Here is a 16,767-nt window from a genome sequence, read left to right as displayed (position 1 = left end):
AGAATCAAAAATTATGGGTGAAGATTTTTTAGCGCGGCATCGAAGCGCTCTTGTGGCGTCTCATAACCTAGAATTTTACGTGGCAGTGAATTGATCCAATCCTCTACGCGCTGCACTTCTTCCTCGCTCAAGTTCGTCATATCCATGCCCTTCGGGATGAAATACCGAACGAGGGCATTCTGCTTCTCGTTCGTTCCACGTTCCCAAGGTGCGTAAGGATGAGCATAGTACACCTTCGCCTCTGGAACAGCTTCTTGCAGACGAGCGAACTCGCTCCCATTGTCGCAGGTGATCGTACGAAATACCTGTGAAAATTGTGCCCCATAGAGCTCTCTTAGTTTGGCAATCCCCTCGGCAACTGCCTCTGCGGTCTTTGCACGAATCTTTATAAGGTGTCTCTTTCGCTTCTTACGTTCATCTGCGGCAAGCAGAACAGGATCCGTTCCCTTTTTCCCGACGATGGTGTCAAGTTCCCAATTTCCAAAGGTGGAGCGTTCATCAACAAGAGGGTCACGGCGGTCAATACTCTCACCGAGCGTCCTGCCGTCGTCATGGTTCTTTTTCTCTTTGCGCTTACGACGGCGTACCTTCTGTCGCAGGTCGATGTTTTTGACCTTGAGCAGCCCCATCGCAATGTAGTTGTAGATGGTCTTTGTGCAGACAGACACCTCGAACAGATTCATACGCTTGGCACGCCCGCAGATTGCATCAGGAGAGTGTTTGTCTTTGAGAATGGCGTTTTCTACATACCGGATGAAGTCCTGTGCAGCATTAAATTTGGACGGTTTTCCGGAGTTCTCACGATTGCGCTCATAGCGCATTTGACCGGACTGTGCAAAATACTGCTCATAGTACGTCCAATCGGAACGCTTCTGCGCTGCCGTGCCGCGCTTTATTTCCTCGTACAAGGTGGAGCGGGCGATGCCAAGATCTTTGGCGATTTTCACCTTGGGGACACCGAAACGCAGCATCGCTTCGATCTGCCCGCGCTGATAGGCGTTTAAGTGCTTGAATGTGCGGCGTTTTGTGGTAGAATGAGTGTGGGACATACAGAACCTCCTGGTAGTGTTTGTGCAAAGATATTTTACCAGATTGATTCTGTATGTTCTACTTTTTTATGTGTCCGATTTCATTTTACAATGAACCGAAAAGTTTTTTCATCAACTTTCTTGTCGGTGCACTTGCTTTTCTGAAAGAAATATGATAGTATGTCTGCGTTAGCAGGATGAGAGTTTATCGCCAATTTTCGGCGGATGATACAGATCAAGGAAGGAAGAGGTATATGGGGGCGGAATCTTTGTTTTCACGTGTGAAAGATATGGTTTCACACGTTGTGGACTCATTTATACCGATTGCTGAGGACGAAGAAGAGGAAGAGGCGATTCGAGCACAGCAGGCGTCACAGACTGCTCAGACGACGCAGGCAGCACAGCAGAGTTTTGCTTCCCAGCGACGCGTTGCCAATGGGGGAACGGTGTCGTCATTCTCATCGCCTTCCTATGGCAGCACCAGTTCCTTTCAGTCTCCGCGTACGCCTGTGACAGGGGAGGGGAGTTCGACGCCGCTGACGGTACATACGACGAAGGTATCGGAACTGCGCGTGCGGATTCATCGTCCGCGTCGTTACGATGATGCGGCCCCGGCGGTGGTCCAGCTGAAACAGGGGATTGCGATCGCCGTGAATTTTGACTGCATGAGCGAGCCGGAACGCCGTCGTGTCTGTGACTTCCTGAATGGTGCCTGCTATGTGATGCATGGCACGGCACATGTCGTGTCGAGTACGATCATACTTTATGCACCGAAGGGTGTTGATGTGACGGATCCACTTGCAGCGACGAAGACCAACTGAATGATAGGCAGAGGAGCTCTACGCGAAGACCAACGTCTTCGTGCTGGAGCTCTTTTTTTGTAAAAAAATTCTGCAGGGCGTTGTTTTAGCGCCTATGGTATGCTATAATACGCCCTAGTGTAAAAAACACGCGTTTTCGATAGCTGTTCTGTGCCGTATTTATGCGGTGGTACAGCGGATGAGAAGCGCGGAAGAACAACAGGAGGTATTTTATGGCAGTCATTTCTATGAAGCAGCTTCTGGAGGCAGGTGTCCATTTCGGACATCAGACGCGTCGCTGGAACCCGAAGATGGCACGTTACATCTTCACGGAGCGCAATGGGATCTACATCATTGATCTGCAGAAGACGGTGCGCAAGGTGGATGAGGCGTACAATTTCCTTCGCAGCGTTGCGCAGGAAGGGAAGTCCGTGCTCTTCATCGGCACGAAGAAGCAGGCACAGGAGGCCATCCGCGAGGAGGCGCTCCGTGCGAATATGTACTACGTCAACGAGCGTTGGCTCGGCGGCATGCTGACGAACTTCCAGACGATTCAGCGTCGTATTCATCGTCTCAAGGCACTTGAGGAGATGGAGGAGAACGGCACGTTCGAGGTTCTCACGAAGAAGGAAGTGCAGGGGCTGCGCCACGAGAAGGAGAAGCTCGAGCGTTATCTGGGCGGTATTAAGGATATGAACCGTCTGCCGGGTGCACTCTTTGTCGTTGACCCGCGCAAGGAGCGTATTGCGGTTGCCGAGGCACGCAAGCTGAACATTCCCATCGTCGCGATTGTCGACACGAACTGTGACCCGGATGAGATCGACTATGTGATCCCGGGCAACGACGATGCGATCCGTGCCGTGAAGCTTCTCACGGGCTGCATGGCAGACGCTGTGCTCGAGGGAAATCAGGGCGGCGCACAGGAAGCGGCTGAGTAATCAAAGACAGTGGGGTAAGGGAGCATTATCCCCTTACCCCTTTTTTATGGAACGATCATAGGAGGAACGATAATGGCAATTAGTGCAGCGATGGTAAAGGAACTGCGTGAGCGCACGGGCGCAGGTATGATGGACTGCAAGAAGGCTCTCGCAGAGACGAACGGCGATATGCAGCAGGCAATCGACTATCTGCGCGAGAAGGGGATTGCAAAGGCCGAGAAGAAGGCGGGACGCATCGCTGCTGAGGGCGCGGTGACAGCATATCTCTCGTCCAACGCGAAGGTCGGTGTCATTGTCGAGATCAACTGCGAGACGGACTTTGCTGCCAGCAATGAACAGTTCCGTGAGCTCAGTGCGAAGGTCGCAAAGCACATTGCAGAGACGAACCCGGCAGATCTCGATGCACTGAATGCAAGCACTCTGGATGGCAAGGATGTTGCCTCCCTCATTACCGAGGCAACGGCAACGATCGGGGAGAAGATTTCCCTTCGCCGCTTCGCCCGCTATGAGGATGCAGGCCGTGTGGCAACGTACATCCACATGGGCGGTAAGATCGGCGTCCTCGTTGAGCTTTCCGGTGGGGATGAGCAGCTCGGCAAGGATATTGCGATGCAGATTGCGGCAGCGGCGCCGCTCGCGATTGATCGTGCAGGCGTGACGGCTGATCATATCGAGCATGAGAAGGAAGTCCTCCGTAAACAGGCGCTTGAGGAGGGCAAGCCCGAGAAGATCATCGAGAAGATGGTTGAAGGGCGTATCAATAAGTTCTATGAGGAAGTCTGCCTGCTTGAGCAGAAATTCGTCAAGGATCCGGAGAAGAAGATTGCAGATGTGCTCGGCTCGGTAGAGATCAAGGCGTTTACGCGCTATCAGCTGGGCGAAGGCATCGAGAAGAAGCAGGAGGACTTCGCTGCAGAGGTCGCTGCTCAGATGAAGTAAGATGATATGAAGAGAGGAGAGCTGCCCGACGGCAGCTCTTTTTTGCAGATGGTCTGCGGATTTTTTTGGAAAAATGTGCTATAATGGCGCAGAGAATGTGCGTGACAGGAGGAGTCGTCTTGGAAACGAAATATCGTCGCGTCGTGTTGAAGCTGAGCGGAGAAGCGCTCGCGGGAGATCAGGGATTCGGGATCAATCCACAGGTTGTCGAGGCAATTGCCGCGCAGATTAAGAAGGTACGCGATCACGGTATCGATGTCGCCATTGTGGTCGGCGGAGGAAATATCTGGCGCGGACTCGCGGGCAGTGCGAAGGGGATGGACCGCACGACGGCAGACTATATGGGGATGATGGCGACTGTGATGAACGCACTCGCCCTGCAGGATGCTCTCGAAAATCAGGACGTTGACACGCGCGTCCAGAGTGCCATTGAGATGCGTCAGGTGGCAGAACCGTATATTCGCCGCCGTGCCATCCGTCACATGGAGAAGGGGCGCGTGGTGATCTTCGGTGCAGGTACGGGGAATCCCTATTTTTCCACGGATACGACGGCCGCTCTGCGCGCTGCGGAGATCGAGGCGGACGTTATTCTCATGGCGAAGAAGGGAACGGACGGCATCTACGATTCCGACCCGAATAAGAACCCCAATGCCAAGCGTTTTGAGAAACTGGCATATATTGATATTCTGAACAAGGGACTCGCGGTCATGGACGCGACGGCGACTAGTCTCTGCATGGAGAATAACATCCCCATGGTGGTGTTTAATATTGATGTGCATGAAAATATTGCACGGGCAGCATTTGGCGAGCCGATTGGCACAACAGTAGGAGGCGAAGCAGTATGATCAAGGATATTCTGTCAAAGCATGAGGAGAGTATGAGTAAGGCGATCGAGGCGCTTCGCCGCGAGTTCTCTTCGCTGCGCGCAGGACGCGCAACGCCGAATCTCTTGGATAAGATCATGGTGCCCTACTATGGGACACCGACCTCGGTCAACCAGCTTGCCAAGGTGACGGTGCCGGAGCCGCACATGATCGTCATTACGCCGTGGGAGAAGTCTATTCTGCATGAGATCGAAATCGCCATCTCAAAGTCTGATCTTGGTCTTTCGCCGAACTCTGACGGGAATGTGATTCGCCTTGCGATCCCTCAACCGACGCAGGAGCGCCGCAAGGAGCTGATCAAGACGGTCGGCAAGAAGACGGAAGAGGCGAAGGTCGCTCTGCGCAATATCCGACGCGATGCAAACGAGGCGATCAAAAAGCTCGAGAAGGACAAGGAGATCAATGAGGACGAGTCCAAGCGCGGTCAGGACTCTGTGCAAAAGCTCGTCGATAAGTTCGTCAAGCAGATGGACGAGATGCGTGCAGCAAAGGAAAAAGAGGTCATGGAGATCTGATGGAGGATTCCTTTTCGGCACGTCCATGGGATGAGGTGCGACGGGAGCTGGATGCCGAAGGCGCATCCTACACGATATCGGTATCGCGTGCATCACGTCCTTTTTTTCCCGTCGATGAGACGCAGTCCTATGTCATTCGTGTTCACCAGAATGGGGCTGTGCATCAGGTCACGCTCACGGAACTTCCGCTGTGCAGTCCGACTGTCGCCGCCTACGAAGAACATTTCCGCTGAATGCGCGACACCCCTTTCGGCATCCGCCGAAGGGGTGTTTTGGTAGAAGAGTAAAGGCATAGGAGAAGGGGAAAGATTTGATATGTGGAAGAGAATATTCGGCAAAAAAAATGATACGCCGGACATCGACAGCGATCACAGCCTTTCCAATCTTGCACTCGATCGTGCCAGTCTGCCACGTCATGTTGCCATCGTGATGGATGGCAATGGAAGATGGGCAGAAGGGAAAGGAAAATCACGCTCGGCAGGCCATGAGGCGGGGGCGCGTACCTTGAAGCGTATTGTTCGTGCCGCTTCGCATATAGGCATAGAGGTGTTGACCGTCTATGCCTTTTCAACAGAGAATTGGAAGCGCCCTCATCGGGAAGTCGATTTTCTGCTCAATCTCTTCGATTCTTTCCTGGAGAAGGAGATCACGGAGATGCATGAGCAAAATGTCCGTATGAGCTTCATCGGTCGGCGGGATCGCTTCTCTGATCGTTTCCTTGCCCGTATGGAGGATGCAGAGCAGCGTACGGCGCATAATACCGGCGTGCATTTTAATTTGGCGGCGAATTATGGCAGCCAGGATGAGATCGTGCGTGCTGTTCGCAAGTTGGCCACGCGTGTCGCAGAAGGGGAGCTTCGCCCCGAGGAAATCGACGAGGCTCTCTTTTCCAATGCACTCGATACGGCGGGCGATCCGCCCGTGGATCTCTTCATCCGTACGAGCGGCGATCTTCGCCTGAGCAACTTCCTCCTATGGCAGTCTGCCTATGCAGAGCTATATTTTACGGAGACGCATTGGCCGGATTTCACACCGGAAGAACTTAAGCGTGCCATTGAGGACTTTGCAGGACGAAGTCGGCGCTTTGGCGGGCTTACTACAGAAGAATAAAGATGGAGGCTGTCTTTGATTACACGCATTATCTCCGGCATTATCGGCATTGGTATTGCAGGATATGTTATACAGACGGGCGGAACAACGTTTACGGTTGCCGCAGCGGTGCTCGCAGCTCTCGCGTGGTTTGAGTATACACGTGCATTTTCGCACCGTGGAGGTAGTCCTGCCTTATTCTCCGGTATTCTTGGCATCGGGGGGATGCTGTATGGCGCGTTCATCGGGCAGGAGAGCGTGATTTTGCTTGCCTTGATCGCATCCTCGACGCTAGCCCTGATGACCTGCGTCCTCCTGCGCGGCGATGTGTCAGTTCACGATGCGACTGTTTCTGTGGCGGGGATCTGCTACATCGGCATGCCATTTGCACTGCTTATTCTCCTGCGGAATATGACGGGGCCTGTCTATACGACGCCGATTGAGACGTTTTCCTGCGGAGCAGCGATGGTCTGGGTGATGTTTATCGGGACATGGGCGAGTGACAGTTTCGCCTATTTTGCCGGGCGTGCGTTTGGCTCGCACAAGCTGGCACCTGCTATTAGCCCGAATAAGACGATCGAGGGATTCTTTGGCGGCCTGATCGGTACGATTGCTGTCATTGTGGGGCTTGGCTGGCTTCTCGCAATGCCGCTGCCGCAGATGGCTGCACTGGGCGCAGCGATTGCCGTGCTCGGTACGCTTGGTGATCTTGTCGAGTCCATGATGAAGCGACAGACGGGCATCAAGGACTCGGGCGCGATTATCCCGGGGCACGGCGGTGTATGGGATCGCTTTGACAGTGTCCTCTTTACGGCGCCGCTGGTCTATTACTATACGGTATACATTGTCCTGCGCTGAGTGGGGCAAAAGGAGCTTGGATGTTAGAGAAAATTACTGCGACAGTCTTTGTCTTCGGACTGCTCGTCTTTGTGCACGAGCTGGGGCATTTTATCACGGCAAAACTGACTGGGATGCGCGTGGATGAATTTGCCATCGGCTTTGGACCGCGTCTTGTGCATTTTCGCTATGGAGAGACAGTCTATTCGATCCGTCTAGTTCCGCTGGGCGGATTCAATGATATTGCCGGTATGGCAGCAGATGACAACGATGCCGGTGATCGCGGCTATTGCCGCAAGCCGATTCTCTCCCGCATGATTGTGATTCTTGCTGGATCGGCGATGAATTTTATCCTGCCGATCGTTCTTTTTTTCGGGATCTTTTTCTTTGCCGGGGTGCAGACGCCGAATCCTGCGCCTGTTCTTGGCAAGGTGCTTGCCGATAATCCTGCTGCACAGGCGGGGCTCATGGCGAATGACCGCATCATTGCGATCGATGGTAAGCCCATCGAGACGTGGCAGGAGATGGTGGACGCCATTCGCACAAACCACGGAACAGTTCCGATGACGATGCAGGTGGAGCGCAATGAGCAGGAGCTGACGGTCAGTGTGACCCCACATTATGATGCCTCACAGCAGCGTGGATACATCGGCATTGTGAATGCCTATACCAGCACCTATCCTGGCTTCTTCCAGTCCATCTCGATGGCATTTGAGCGGACGGCGATGATTGTCGTGATGATGCTCGATGCGCTCTATCGGATCATTCTGGAGCTCTCCGGCTCGGAACTTGCGGGGCCAATCGGTGTGGCACAGATGGCGGGAGAAGTCGCAGAGATGGGCATTGTTCCGCTCCTCAATTTCGCCGCACTCCTCAGTCTCAATCTTGCGATCATCAATCTTCTGCCCGTACCGGCACTGGACGGCGGACACTTTCTGACGCTCTGTGTTGAGGCGGTGCGTGGCAAGCCCCTGAGCCCGAAGGTCATGCACTATATCCAAAATGCGGGTGTGGGGCTGATTATTCTGTTGATGCTGCTCGCGATGAAGAATGATGTCGTACGTATTTTTGCAGGAGGCTGACCCGCGTCATGTCAACATTTGAACGCCGCCGCACGCGGCAGATTCATATTGGGAATATCCCCATCGGGGGTGGTGCACCGATCTCCGTGCAGTCCATGTGCAACACGAAGACGACGGATACGGAGGCTACAGTAAGGCAGATCCGCGAACTCGCGACGGCAGGCTGTGATATCGTACGCCTCGCTGTGCCAGATATGGCGGCGGCAAAGAACCTCGGCAATATCATTCACCAGGTGAAAACTCCGCTTGTCGCCGATATCCACTTTGACTACAAGCTTGCGCTTGAGGCGATGGCACAGGGGATTGCGGCTCTGCGCATCAATCCCGGCAATATCGGTGGGACGGAGCGCGTGAAAAAGGTCGTCGCGGCGGCACGTGAGGGGGGGATCCCCATCCGCATCGGCGTGAATGCCGGCTCACTTGACCATAAAATGCTCAAGAAGTATGGTGGCGTCACGGCGGAGGCCTTGGTTGAATCTGCCATGAAACACGTGCGCATTCTGGAGGAGCTGGATTTTCATGACATGAAGATTTCGCTCAAGGCACATGATGTCCCGCTGACACTTGCGGCCTACCGTCTGATGAGTGAACGCACAGACTACCCGCTGCATCTCGGTATCACGGAAGCGGGCACGGCGGGGACGGGCATCATTAAGTCTGCTGTCGGTGTCGGGGCTCTCCTCGCCGAGGGAATTGGTGATACGATACGCATCTCGCTGACAGGTGATCCCGTCGTCGAAGTTCGTACGGCAAATGAGATTCTGAAGGCGCTCGGTCTGAAGGAGTATGGGCCAACGCTCGTCGCTTGTCCTACGTGCGGGCGGACGAGCATCGATCTCGCCTCCATCGCGGAGAAGGTCGAGGAACGTCTGCGCGGCATGGAGGATCCCATCGAGGTGGCTGTGATGGGCTGTGTTGTCAATGGTCCCGGTGAGGCACGCGGTGCGGATGTCGGTATTGCCGGCGGCAATGGCGAGGGGCTGATCTTCCGCAAGGGAGAGGTCATTCGCAAGGTAAAGGAAGAAGAACTGCTGCCCGAACTTTTTCGGGAGATTGATGCGATATTGGAGGAACGGAAACGGTCATGAGAGCAACGAATCTGTACGCGCCTACCCTTAGAAATACGCCTGCGGAGGCGGAGATTGCGAGCCATCAGCTCATGTACCGCGCTGGTCTCATTCGCAAGTCTGCCGGCGGGATGTATACCTATCTGCCGCTCGCGTGGCGCACCATCCGAAAGATTGAGCAGATCATCCGTGAGGAGATGGATGCCGCAGGCGGACAGGAGATCATGATGCCAATCCTGCAGCCGTCCGAACTCTGGGAGGAGAGCGGCCGCTGGGGAGCATACGGCGCGGAGATGATTCGCGTGAAGGATCGCCATGGCCGCGAGTTCTGCATGGGACCGACGCATGAGGAGATGATTACGGCGCTCGTGCGTGATGAGGTGCGCTCGTACAAGCAGCTCCCGCTCATGCTCTATCAGATTCAGGACAAGTTCCGTGATGAGCGTCGCCCACGTTTTGGAGTGATGCGCAGCCGTGAGTTCATCATGAAGGATCTCTATTCCTTTGACAAGGATATCGCGGGGATGAACGAGTCCTATCGCAAGATGGCCGTGGCCTATACGAATATTTTCACGCGCTGCGGACTGAACTTCCGTGCGGTGGAGGCCGACAGCGGTGCAATCGGCGGCGGGCACTCGGAGGAGTTTACCGTTCTTGCCCCTGAGGGGGAGTCGCGTATTGCCTGCTGTGATGCGTGCAGCTATGCTGCGAGTGACGAGAAGGCGGCACTGCGTCCCATCGATGCCGCTGCGGAGGAAGCACTGCCGCTTGAAAAAGTGGCAACGCCCGATGCTCATACGATTGCCATGCTTGCTGAGTATCTCAGGATTCCTGTCGAGAAGACGATCAAGGCAGTCGCCTATCAGACCGAGGAGGATGTACTCGTCCTCGCATTCCTGCGCGGCGACCACGAAGTCAATGAAGTGAAGCTTGCGAATGCCGTTGGGGCACAGGAGCTGCGTATGGCGGATGAGGCGGCCATTCGCGCGGCTGGCGGGTGCCCGGGCTTTATGAGCCCGATTGGCATCAAAGAGGGCACGTGTATCGTGGTTGATGAGACGGCCATGCGGATGCACAATGCGGTCTCTGGCGCCAATGAACAGGACTTTCACTATATTAACGTCAACCCGCAGCGCGACTTTGGGTCAGTGACCGTGACGGATATTCGCCTTGTTGCAGAGGGCGATCTGTGCCCTTCCTGCGGAGTAGGACATCTTCATATCGGACGGGGCATTGAGGCAGGACAGATCTTTGCGCTCGGCACGAAGTACAGTGAGGCAATGGGGGCGACGTTCCTCGATGAGTCTGGGAAGACGCAGCCCCTACAGATGGGCTGCTATGGTATCGGTGTCGGGCGCACGATGGCGGCGGCAATCGAACAGAACCACGATGCACATGGCATCATTTGGCCGCGTGCGATTGCACCGTACGAAGTCGTCGTCGTGGCAGTAAACGCCAAGGTGGAGGAACAGCTCGCATACGCTGAGGAGATTTACGAGGAGCTGCGTGCTGCAGGTGTCGATGTACTGCTCGATGACCGTCGTGAGCGTGCGGGCGTGAAGTTCAACGACTGTGATCTCATCGGTTATCCTGTGCGCATTGCGATCGGACCCAAGACCATAGAAAATGGAACGATTGAGGTGAAGATCCGCCAATCCGGTGAACTCGTGAACTTTGCGCGGGATACGTACCTGAAGGGCGTGAAGGATATGCTGGCAGTACTTTGAAATAGCTGCTTCGAGAAGGGGAGGGGAATGTGGCAAAGGCATATCCAGGAGTAATTCTTCGCGTGCCGGAGGGAAGCCTTGCCGATGAGCTGGGGCTTGTGGCGGGGGATAAGATCCTTGCGATCAACGATATGCCGCTGCGCGATATTATTGACGTCAGCTTTGCGATGGCGGACGAGGAGATTGAGCTTCTCGTTGAACATGCCGATGGGACGCAGGAGTGCATTGCATTCGACAAGGACTATGACGAGGAGCTCGGCGTGGAGTTTGAGAGCGCCGTATTCGACGGGATTCGTGAATGTGCGAATCACTGCTATTTCTGCTTTGTCAATATGATTGCCCCGCACATGCGCCACAGCCTTTCTGTGAAGGATGACGATTACCGCCTGTCCTTTCTCTATGGTAATTTTGTGACACTGACCAACATGGGGGAGGCGGATTACGCGCGTATTGCACGGCTGCATCTCTCTCCTCTCTACGTATCGGTGCAGTGTACGAATCCCGTCCTGCGTGCGGAGATACTGCGATGTTCGTGGGCAGGGGATATTCTTGGGCAGCTCGCGCGGCTCGAAGAGGCGGGCGTGGAGTATCATACGCAGGTGGTGCTCTGTGCCGGGCTGAATGACGGAGAGGAACTCGAGCGGACGATTCGTGACATTACGGCGCGGCGTCCTCATGCACTTTCGCTCGCCATCGTACCCGTTGGACTGACAAAGCATCGAACGGATCCGTTCCCGCTCGTTCAGTTTGATCGGGACGGTGCATCGCGCGTGATCGACCAGGTCGAGCCGTGGCAGGAAAAAATGCGTGTAGAAGAAGGGCGTACCTTCATCTACCTTGCCGATGAATTTTACTTTCTGGCAGGGCGCGAGGTTCCGCCTGCCGCAATGTACGATGGCTTTCCCCAGCTCGACAATGGGATTGGGCTGACGCGCAGCTTCATCGGGGAGTGGGATGCGGCAAAGGAGCGCGGCGCCGCATGCGACGCTCACCTCGCCGTCGTGAGCGGAACCGCGGTTGCTCCCGTTCTGGCGGCAAAGGCGCGGGAGCTTGATCCTCTGGAGCAGAATATTTTCGTCTTGCCCGTTGAAAATCGTCATTTCGGTGCGATGGTCAATGTGTCGGGCCTCCTCATCGGTGCAGATATTGCAGCGGCCCTGCGAAAGATGCCCCGTGACGTTGACGGTGTACTCATTCCCGCATCGGCATTGCGTGAGGGGGAGGATGTCTTTCTGGATGATATGACTCTTGATGCCCTACGGACGGAATTTCCTGCCCTGCGCATCGAGCCGGTAGCGACGGGCGCGGACTACTATGCGGCACTTTCGGATTGGGCACATTATCATCGCACACGTGCGAGCGGTGGTTATACATGGCAGAGCAACGCGGGCTATACAAAGCCTGTGGCAGGAAATCGCTGAGGATGCAGGGAGAGGAGTGAGGGATCATGAGCAAACCTATTGTGGCAGTGGTCGGGCGGCCCAATGTCGGGAAGTCAACGCTGTTCAATCAGATCGGCAAAAAGCGTGTCTCCATTGTCGATGATATGCCGGGCGTGACGCGTGACCGCATCTATCTGGATGCGGAGTGGCTGAACCATGAGTTTACGATCATTGACACCGGCGGCATAGAGTTCGATGAGAGCGACCATATCCTGCGTTCGATGCGTTCTCAGGCAGAGCTGGCGATGGAGGAGGCAGATGTTATCCTCTTTCTCGTCGATGGGCGGGCAGGACTGACAACTTCGGATGAGGAGGTCGCACGTCTTCTGCGGCGGACGAAAAAACCCGTGATTCTGGCGGTCAACAAGATCGACAGTTTTGAGCGTGAGGCGCTGATCTACGATTTCTATTCGCTTGGGCTCGGTGCCCCGATTCCCATCTCTGCCTCCAATGCGATGAATCTCGGCGATCTGCTGGATGCCGTCGTCGCGGCGTTCCCGGAAGAGCCGGCGGAGTCACAGGAGACGGATGAGATCGCTATTGCCGTCGTCGGTCGTCCAAATGTCGGCAAATCATCGCTCGTGAATCGTCTGCTCGGTGAGGAGCGCGTGATCGTCAGTGATGTGCCGGGGACGACCCGCGATGCGATTGACACACATTTTACCAAAGACGGTGCAAAGTATCTTCTCATTGATACGGCAGGGATGCGGCGCAAGGGAAAGATCACTCTGCCTGTGGAGCGGTACAGCGTGATGCGCTCCCTGCGCGCGATCGACCGTGCGGGGGTTGTCCTCATGGTCATCAACGCTGCCGAGGGGATTCTGGAACAGGATACGAAGATTGCGGGCTATGTGCACGAGTCGGGCAAGGGTGTCATCATCGTCGTGAATAAATGGGATATTTTCCCAGAGAAGAACGACAAGTCGACGCTGCGCTTTACAGATGATCTGCGCGAAAAGCTTGGCTTCCTCCAGTATGCCCCTGTCCTCTATACGTCGGCCTTGACGGGACAGCGTGTGGAGCGTGTGACGGAGCTCGTGAAATATGTGGCGGAGCAGCAGTCGATGCGCATCAAGACGAGTGTACTCAATGAGCTAATTCGCGATGCGGTATCGGTCAATCCGCCGCCGACGAAGAAGGGCAAGCAGCTCAAGATTCTGTTTGTCACGCAGGTGAGTATTGTCCCGCCGACGTTCATTATTTTCGTCAATGACCCCGAACTCATGCACTTCTCCTATCTGCGCTTTATCGAAAATCGTCTGCGCGAGAGCTTCGGTTTCGAGGGAACGCCGATCCGCCTCGTAGTGCGTGCACGCAAGGAGGAAGAATGATGATGTATCTCGCTGCAGCCATCGCCGCCTATCTCATCGGATCGATTCCGAGCGGGCTGATTCTTGGAAAACTGATCTGGCATAAGGACCTGCGCGACTATGGCAGTCACAACATCGGCGCCACGAATGCGTGGCGCACGCTCGGAAAGACGGCGGGCATTGCCGTATTCATTGCGGACAGCCTGAAAGGGCAGGCGGGCGTTATGCTTGGACTGCTCCTTGTCGGTACACCGCTCGCTGCCGTCGTCGGTGGATTGTGCGCCATTCTCGGGCACAGCTTTTCGCTCTTTCTTCGCTTTCACGGCGGCAAGGGGGTTGCGACTTCACTCGGCGTTCTGACGATGCTGATGGGGCAGGTGACGTTTATTATCTTCGTCATCTGGCTGACGATCGTCTATGTGTCACGCTATGTCTCCCTCGGCTCTGTTGTCGCGGCGTTTCTTGCGCCGTTCCTTGCGGCACTTTACGGGTATCCGACAGAGTACGTTCTCTTTACGGCTGTGGCGGCGATCCTCGTTATTCTCCGTCACCGTGAGAACATCGGACGGCTGATGCACGGAACAGAAAATAAAATCTGACGCACTGTTTTGTGATACTGGGCGTGTATGGTATGATATACTTGGACTGAAATAGTGCATCGGCAGCAGTGGTCAGGGAGGATGGGATTCTGTGAATACAGTCAAGATAGCTCTTTTGGGTGCGGGGACGGTCGGCTCCGGCGTTGTCCGCACTCTGTCTATGAACGGAGAGACGATTGCAGGGCGCTGCGGCGCACGTATCGAGATCAAGAAGATCCTCGTCCGCGATGCGAAGAAATATCGTCCGGAGGCAGAGGGGATTGCCCTCACGGACAACTTTGATGAGATTCTGAACGACCCGGAGATCTCGATCGTCGTTGAGGTGATGGGCGGGCTCATGCCGGCAAAGGACTACATGCTGCATGCCATGCGTGCGGGCAAACATGTCGTCACCGCCAACAAGGATGTCATTGCCGAACATTTGCGGGAGCTCTATGGTATAGCGGATAAGCATCACGTCGATTTCCTCTATGAGGGCAGTGTCGGCGGCGGCATCCCGATCATCAAGCCGCTGAAGGAATGTCTGACGGCGAACGAAATCTCCGAGGTCATGGGCGTCATCAACGGAACGACGAACTATATGCTGACGAAGATGACGGAGAAGCATATCAGCTACGATGCTGTACTGCGCCGTGCACAGGAAAAGGGCTATGCTGAGGCAAATCCGTCGGCGGATGTAGACGGCTTGGATGCCGCGCGTAAGGCGGCGATTCTGGCGTCACTTGCCTTTGATACCATCGTCGAGTTCGAGGATGTCTCCGTCGAGGGAATCTCACATATTACGGAAGATGACATTGAGTACGGGCTGAACCTTGGCTACGTCATCAAACTCCTCGCAGTGGGACGCAATACGGAGGAGGGAATCGATGTGCGTGTGCATCCCGTGTTCCTCCCAAAGACGCATCCGCTCGCCTCAATCAACGGCGTATTCAATGCGGTCTTTGTGCGCGGCAATGTGATCGGTGAGGCGATGTTCTACGGCCGCGGTGCAGGCTCGCTTCCTACGGCATCCGCTGTGGTCGCGGATGTCATTGAGGTTGCGCGCGATATTGTTGCAGGGACGACGGGGCGCATGAAGTATCGGATTGGTGCGAAGAAAAAACTCTGCCCTGTGGAGAAGACGCGCTCCTCTTATTATCTGCGCCTTGTCGTCGCCGATGAGCCGGGCGTACTCGGTGAGATCGCAACGACATTTGGACGCGCGGGGGTCAGTCTGCGGTCGGTCATTCAGGCAAGGTCGACGGTGAGCGGAGATGCGGAGATCGTTGCTGTGACACACGTTGTGACACATGCGGCTGCCTCTGCCGCTGCTGCATCACTGCAGGCACTTCCTGTCGTACGCGAGGTGCGCAGCCTGATCCGTGTGGCGGACGGGCAGGAGGATACACTATGACAGAGCGCAGTGTACGCGTACGTGTCCCTGCGACGAGCGCGAATCTCGGTCCCGGCTTTGATGCGCTCGGCCTTGCCTGCACGCTGTACAACGAAATGACCCTGACGCTTACGCGTGAGCCGGGGCTTTTGATCGCGGCACGCGGTGAGGGCGCCGCCTACATTCCGGGCGACGAGCGCAATATCGTCTGGAAGTCCATCCGCTATCTCTTGGAGAAAGCGGGGCGTGCGGAGGAATTTCGCGGTGCACAGATCCGCATGAGCAACCGTATTCCGCTCTCGCGTGGGCTTGGCAGCAGTGCGACAGCGATTGTCGCAGGACTGACAGCAGCAAATGCGCTCATTGGCAGTCCGTTTGACCGTCATGCGCTGCTGCAGTTTGCGACGGACATTGAGGGGCACCCAGACAATGTGGCACCAGCGATCTATGGCGGCTTCACGGTAAATACCGTGACGGATGGAACGGTGGAATGCTTTTCCTTCCTGCCGCGTATCTTTCTGCGGTTCGTCGTCATGGTGCCGGACTTTTACCTCTCGACGAAGTCGGCGCGTGAGGTGCTCCCTGCCGAGGTGCCGATGAAGGATGCTGTCTTTAACATCAGCCATGCGGCCATGCTTGTGGCGGCTCTGTCGCGCGGATCTGAGAAGCATCTGTGCAACGCCTTTGCGGATGCACTGCATCAAAACTACCGTGCGCCGCTCATCCCGGGGATGTTCGATGTCTTTGCCGCTGCAAAGAAGGCGGGGGCATGCGGCGCGGCGCTAAGCGGAGCGGGCCCCTGTCTCATCTCCTTTGTTCCGGAGAAACGGAACTGCACCGAGGATGTTGCCCATGCGATGCGCGAGGCATTCCGTTCGCACGAGATCGAAGCACGTCCCCTGCAGCTTCGTCTCGATACGAAGGGAGCGCGTGTCCTCCATCGCAGGAATGCGAATGTAAAATCATAGGAATCACTGATAAAATGAGGTCTGCCGGATTGGCGTAGATTTTTTCGTCCGAACGAGGTGGAAAACCGGATGCAGAGTGGTGCTCTGTGAAGGATTTTCCGCCGAAGTGCGGGCAAAAGAGATGCGTCAAGATGATTGTGCCGAATTTATCAGTGATTCCCGTAGTATAT

At 55.4% G+C, this 16,767-nt stretch carries 17 protein-coding genes; 16 read left to right on the top strand and 1 reads right to left on the bottom strand.

The window, feature by feature from the left end:
- Positions 1-11: 11 nt before the first annotated feature.
- Complete coding sequence (locus tag AXE86_RS11585) at positions 12-1,049, bottom strand: IS30 family transposase (protein WP_061946880.1); 1,038 nt, start codon at positions 1,047-1,049, stop codon at positions 12-14.
- A gap of 233 nt (positions 1,050-1,282) precedes the next feature.
- Between AXE86_RS11585 and sepF the strand changes: the two genes are divergently transcribed.
- The 16 genes from sepF (at position 1,283) to thrB (ending at position 16,597) form a co-directional block, all read left to right on the top strand.
- Complete coding sequence (gene sepF / locus AXE86_RS11580; protein WP_039980803.1) at positions 1,283-1,849, top strand: cell division protein SepF; 567 nt, start codon at positions 1,283-1,285, stop codon at positions 1,847-1,849.
- Positions 1,850-2,061: 212 nt separating this feature from the next.
- Complete coding sequence (rpsB, locus tag AXE86_RS11575) at positions 2,062-2,766, top strand: 30S ribosomal protein S2 (protein ID WP_009442221.1); 705 nt, start codon at positions 2,062-2,064, stop codon at positions 2,764-2,766.
- A gap of 72 nt (positions 2,767-2,838) precedes the next feature.
- Positions 2,839-3,705: a translation elongation factor Ts gene (gene tsf, locus AXE86_RS11570; RefSeq protein WP_061946879.1), complete on the top strand. Its 867-nt coding sequence runs from the start codon at positions 2,839-2,841 to the stop codon at positions 3,703-3,705.
- Positions 3,706-3,824: 119 nt separating this feature from the next.
- A complete protein-coding gene (pyrH, locus tag AXE86_RS11565; RefSeq protein ID WP_039980801.1) occupies positions 3,825-4,550 on the top strand; it encodes a UMP kinase in 726 nt (241 codons plus the stop codon).
- Positions 4,547-5,104, top strand: a complete 558-nt coding sequence (gene frr / locus AXE86_RS11560; RefSeq protein WP_009442218.1) for a ribosome recycling factor — start codon at positions 4,547-4,549, stop codon at positions 5,102-5,104. The genes pyrH and frr overlap by 4 nt, the downstream gene beginning before the upstream one ends.
- Positions 5,104-5,337, top strand: a complete 234-nt coding sequence (locus AXE86_RS11555; RefSeq protein ID WP_009442217.1) for a hypothetical protein — start codon at positions 5,104-5,106, stop codon at positions 5,335-5,337. The genes frr and AXE86_RS11555 overlap by 1 nt, the downstream gene beginning before the upstream one ends.
- Before the next feature lie 82 nt (positions 5,338-5,419).
- Positions 5,420-6,214 (top strand): isoprenyl transferase, encoded by a 795-nt coding sequence (locus tag AXE86_RS11550; protein ID WP_009442216.1) that lies wholly within the window; start codon positions 5,420-5,422, stop codon positions 6,212-6,214.
- 15 nt (positions 6,215-6,229) lie between these two features.
- Entirely contained in the window at positions 6,230-7,051 is an 822-nt protein-coding gene (locus AXE86_RS11545) for a phosphatidate cytidylyltransferase (RefSeq protein WP_061946878.1), read from the top strand.
- A 20-nt stretch (positions 7,052-7,071) separates the two neighbouring features.
- On the top strand, positions 7,072-8,112 hold the full coding sequence (rseP, locus tag AXE86_RS11540) for an RIP metalloprotease RseP (RefSeq protein WP_061946877.1): 1,041 nt from the start codon (positions 7,072-7,074) through the stop codon (positions 8,110-8,112).
- Between the two features lie 8 nt (positions 8,113-8,120).
- On the top strand, positions 8,121-9,200 hold the full coding sequence (gene ispG / locus AXE86_RS11535; RefSeq protein WP_061946876.1) for a flavodoxin-dependent (E)-4-hydroxy-3-methylbut-2-enyl-diphosphate synthase: 1,080 nt from the start codon (positions 8,121-8,123) through the stop codon (positions 9,198-9,200).
- Positions 9,197-10,906 carry a proline--tRNA ligase gene (locus AXE86_RS11530; protein ID WP_061946875.1) on the top strand — a complete coding sequence of 570 codons (1,710 nt, stop codon included), beginning with the start codon at positions 9,197-9,199 and terminating at the stop codon, positions 10,904-10,906. The genes ispG and AXE86_RS11530 overlap by 4 nt, the downstream gene beginning before the upstream one ends.
- Positions 10,907-10,935: 29 nt before the next feature.
- Positions 10,936-12,327 (top strand): DUF512 domain-containing protein, encoded by a 1,392-nt coding sequence (locus AXE86_RS11525; RefSeq protein WP_061946874.1) that lies wholly within the window; start codon positions 10,936-10,938, stop codon positions 12,325-12,327.
- Positions 12,328-12,353: 26 nt separating this feature from the next.
- Positions 12,354-13,679, top strand: coding sequence for a ribosome biogenesis GTPase Der (gene der / locus AXE86_RS11520; RefSeq protein ID WP_061946873.1), 1,326 nt, complete (start codon positions 12,354-12,356; stop codon positions 13,677-13,679).
- Complete coding sequence (gene plsY, locus AXE86_RS11515) at positions 13,676-14,257, top strand: glycerol-3-phosphate 1-O-acyltransferase PlsY (protein WP_061946872.1); 582 nt, start codon at positions 13,676-13,678, stop codon at positions 14,255-14,257. The genes der and plsY overlap by 4 nt, the downstream gene beginning before the upstream one ends.
- A 91-nt stretch (positions 14,258-14,348) precedes the next feature.
- On the top strand, positions 14,349-15,650 hold the full coding sequence (locus tag AXE86_RS11510) for a homoserine dehydrogenase (protein ID WP_061946871.1): 1,302 nt from the start codon (positions 14,349-14,351) through the stop codon (positions 15,648-15,650).
- Positions 15,647-16,597: a homoserine kinase gene (thrB, locus tag AXE86_RS11505; protein ID WP_061946870.1), complete on the top strand. Its 951-nt coding sequence runs from the start codon at positions 15,647-15,649 to the stop codon at positions 16,595-16,597. Before AXE86_RS11510 ends, thrB begins: the two co-directional genes overlap by 4 nt.
- Positions 16,598-16,767: the final 170 nt, after the last annotated feature.

Source organism: Selenomonas sp. oral taxon 136 (genome assembly GCF_001554015.1).
Classification (GTDB): Bacteria; Bacillota; Negativicutes; order Selenomonadales; family Selenomonadaceae; genus Centipeda; species Centipeda felix.
The sequence above is the reverse complement of the archived record's forward strand: the minus strand, read 5'-3'. Positions and strand labels throughout refer to the sequence as shown.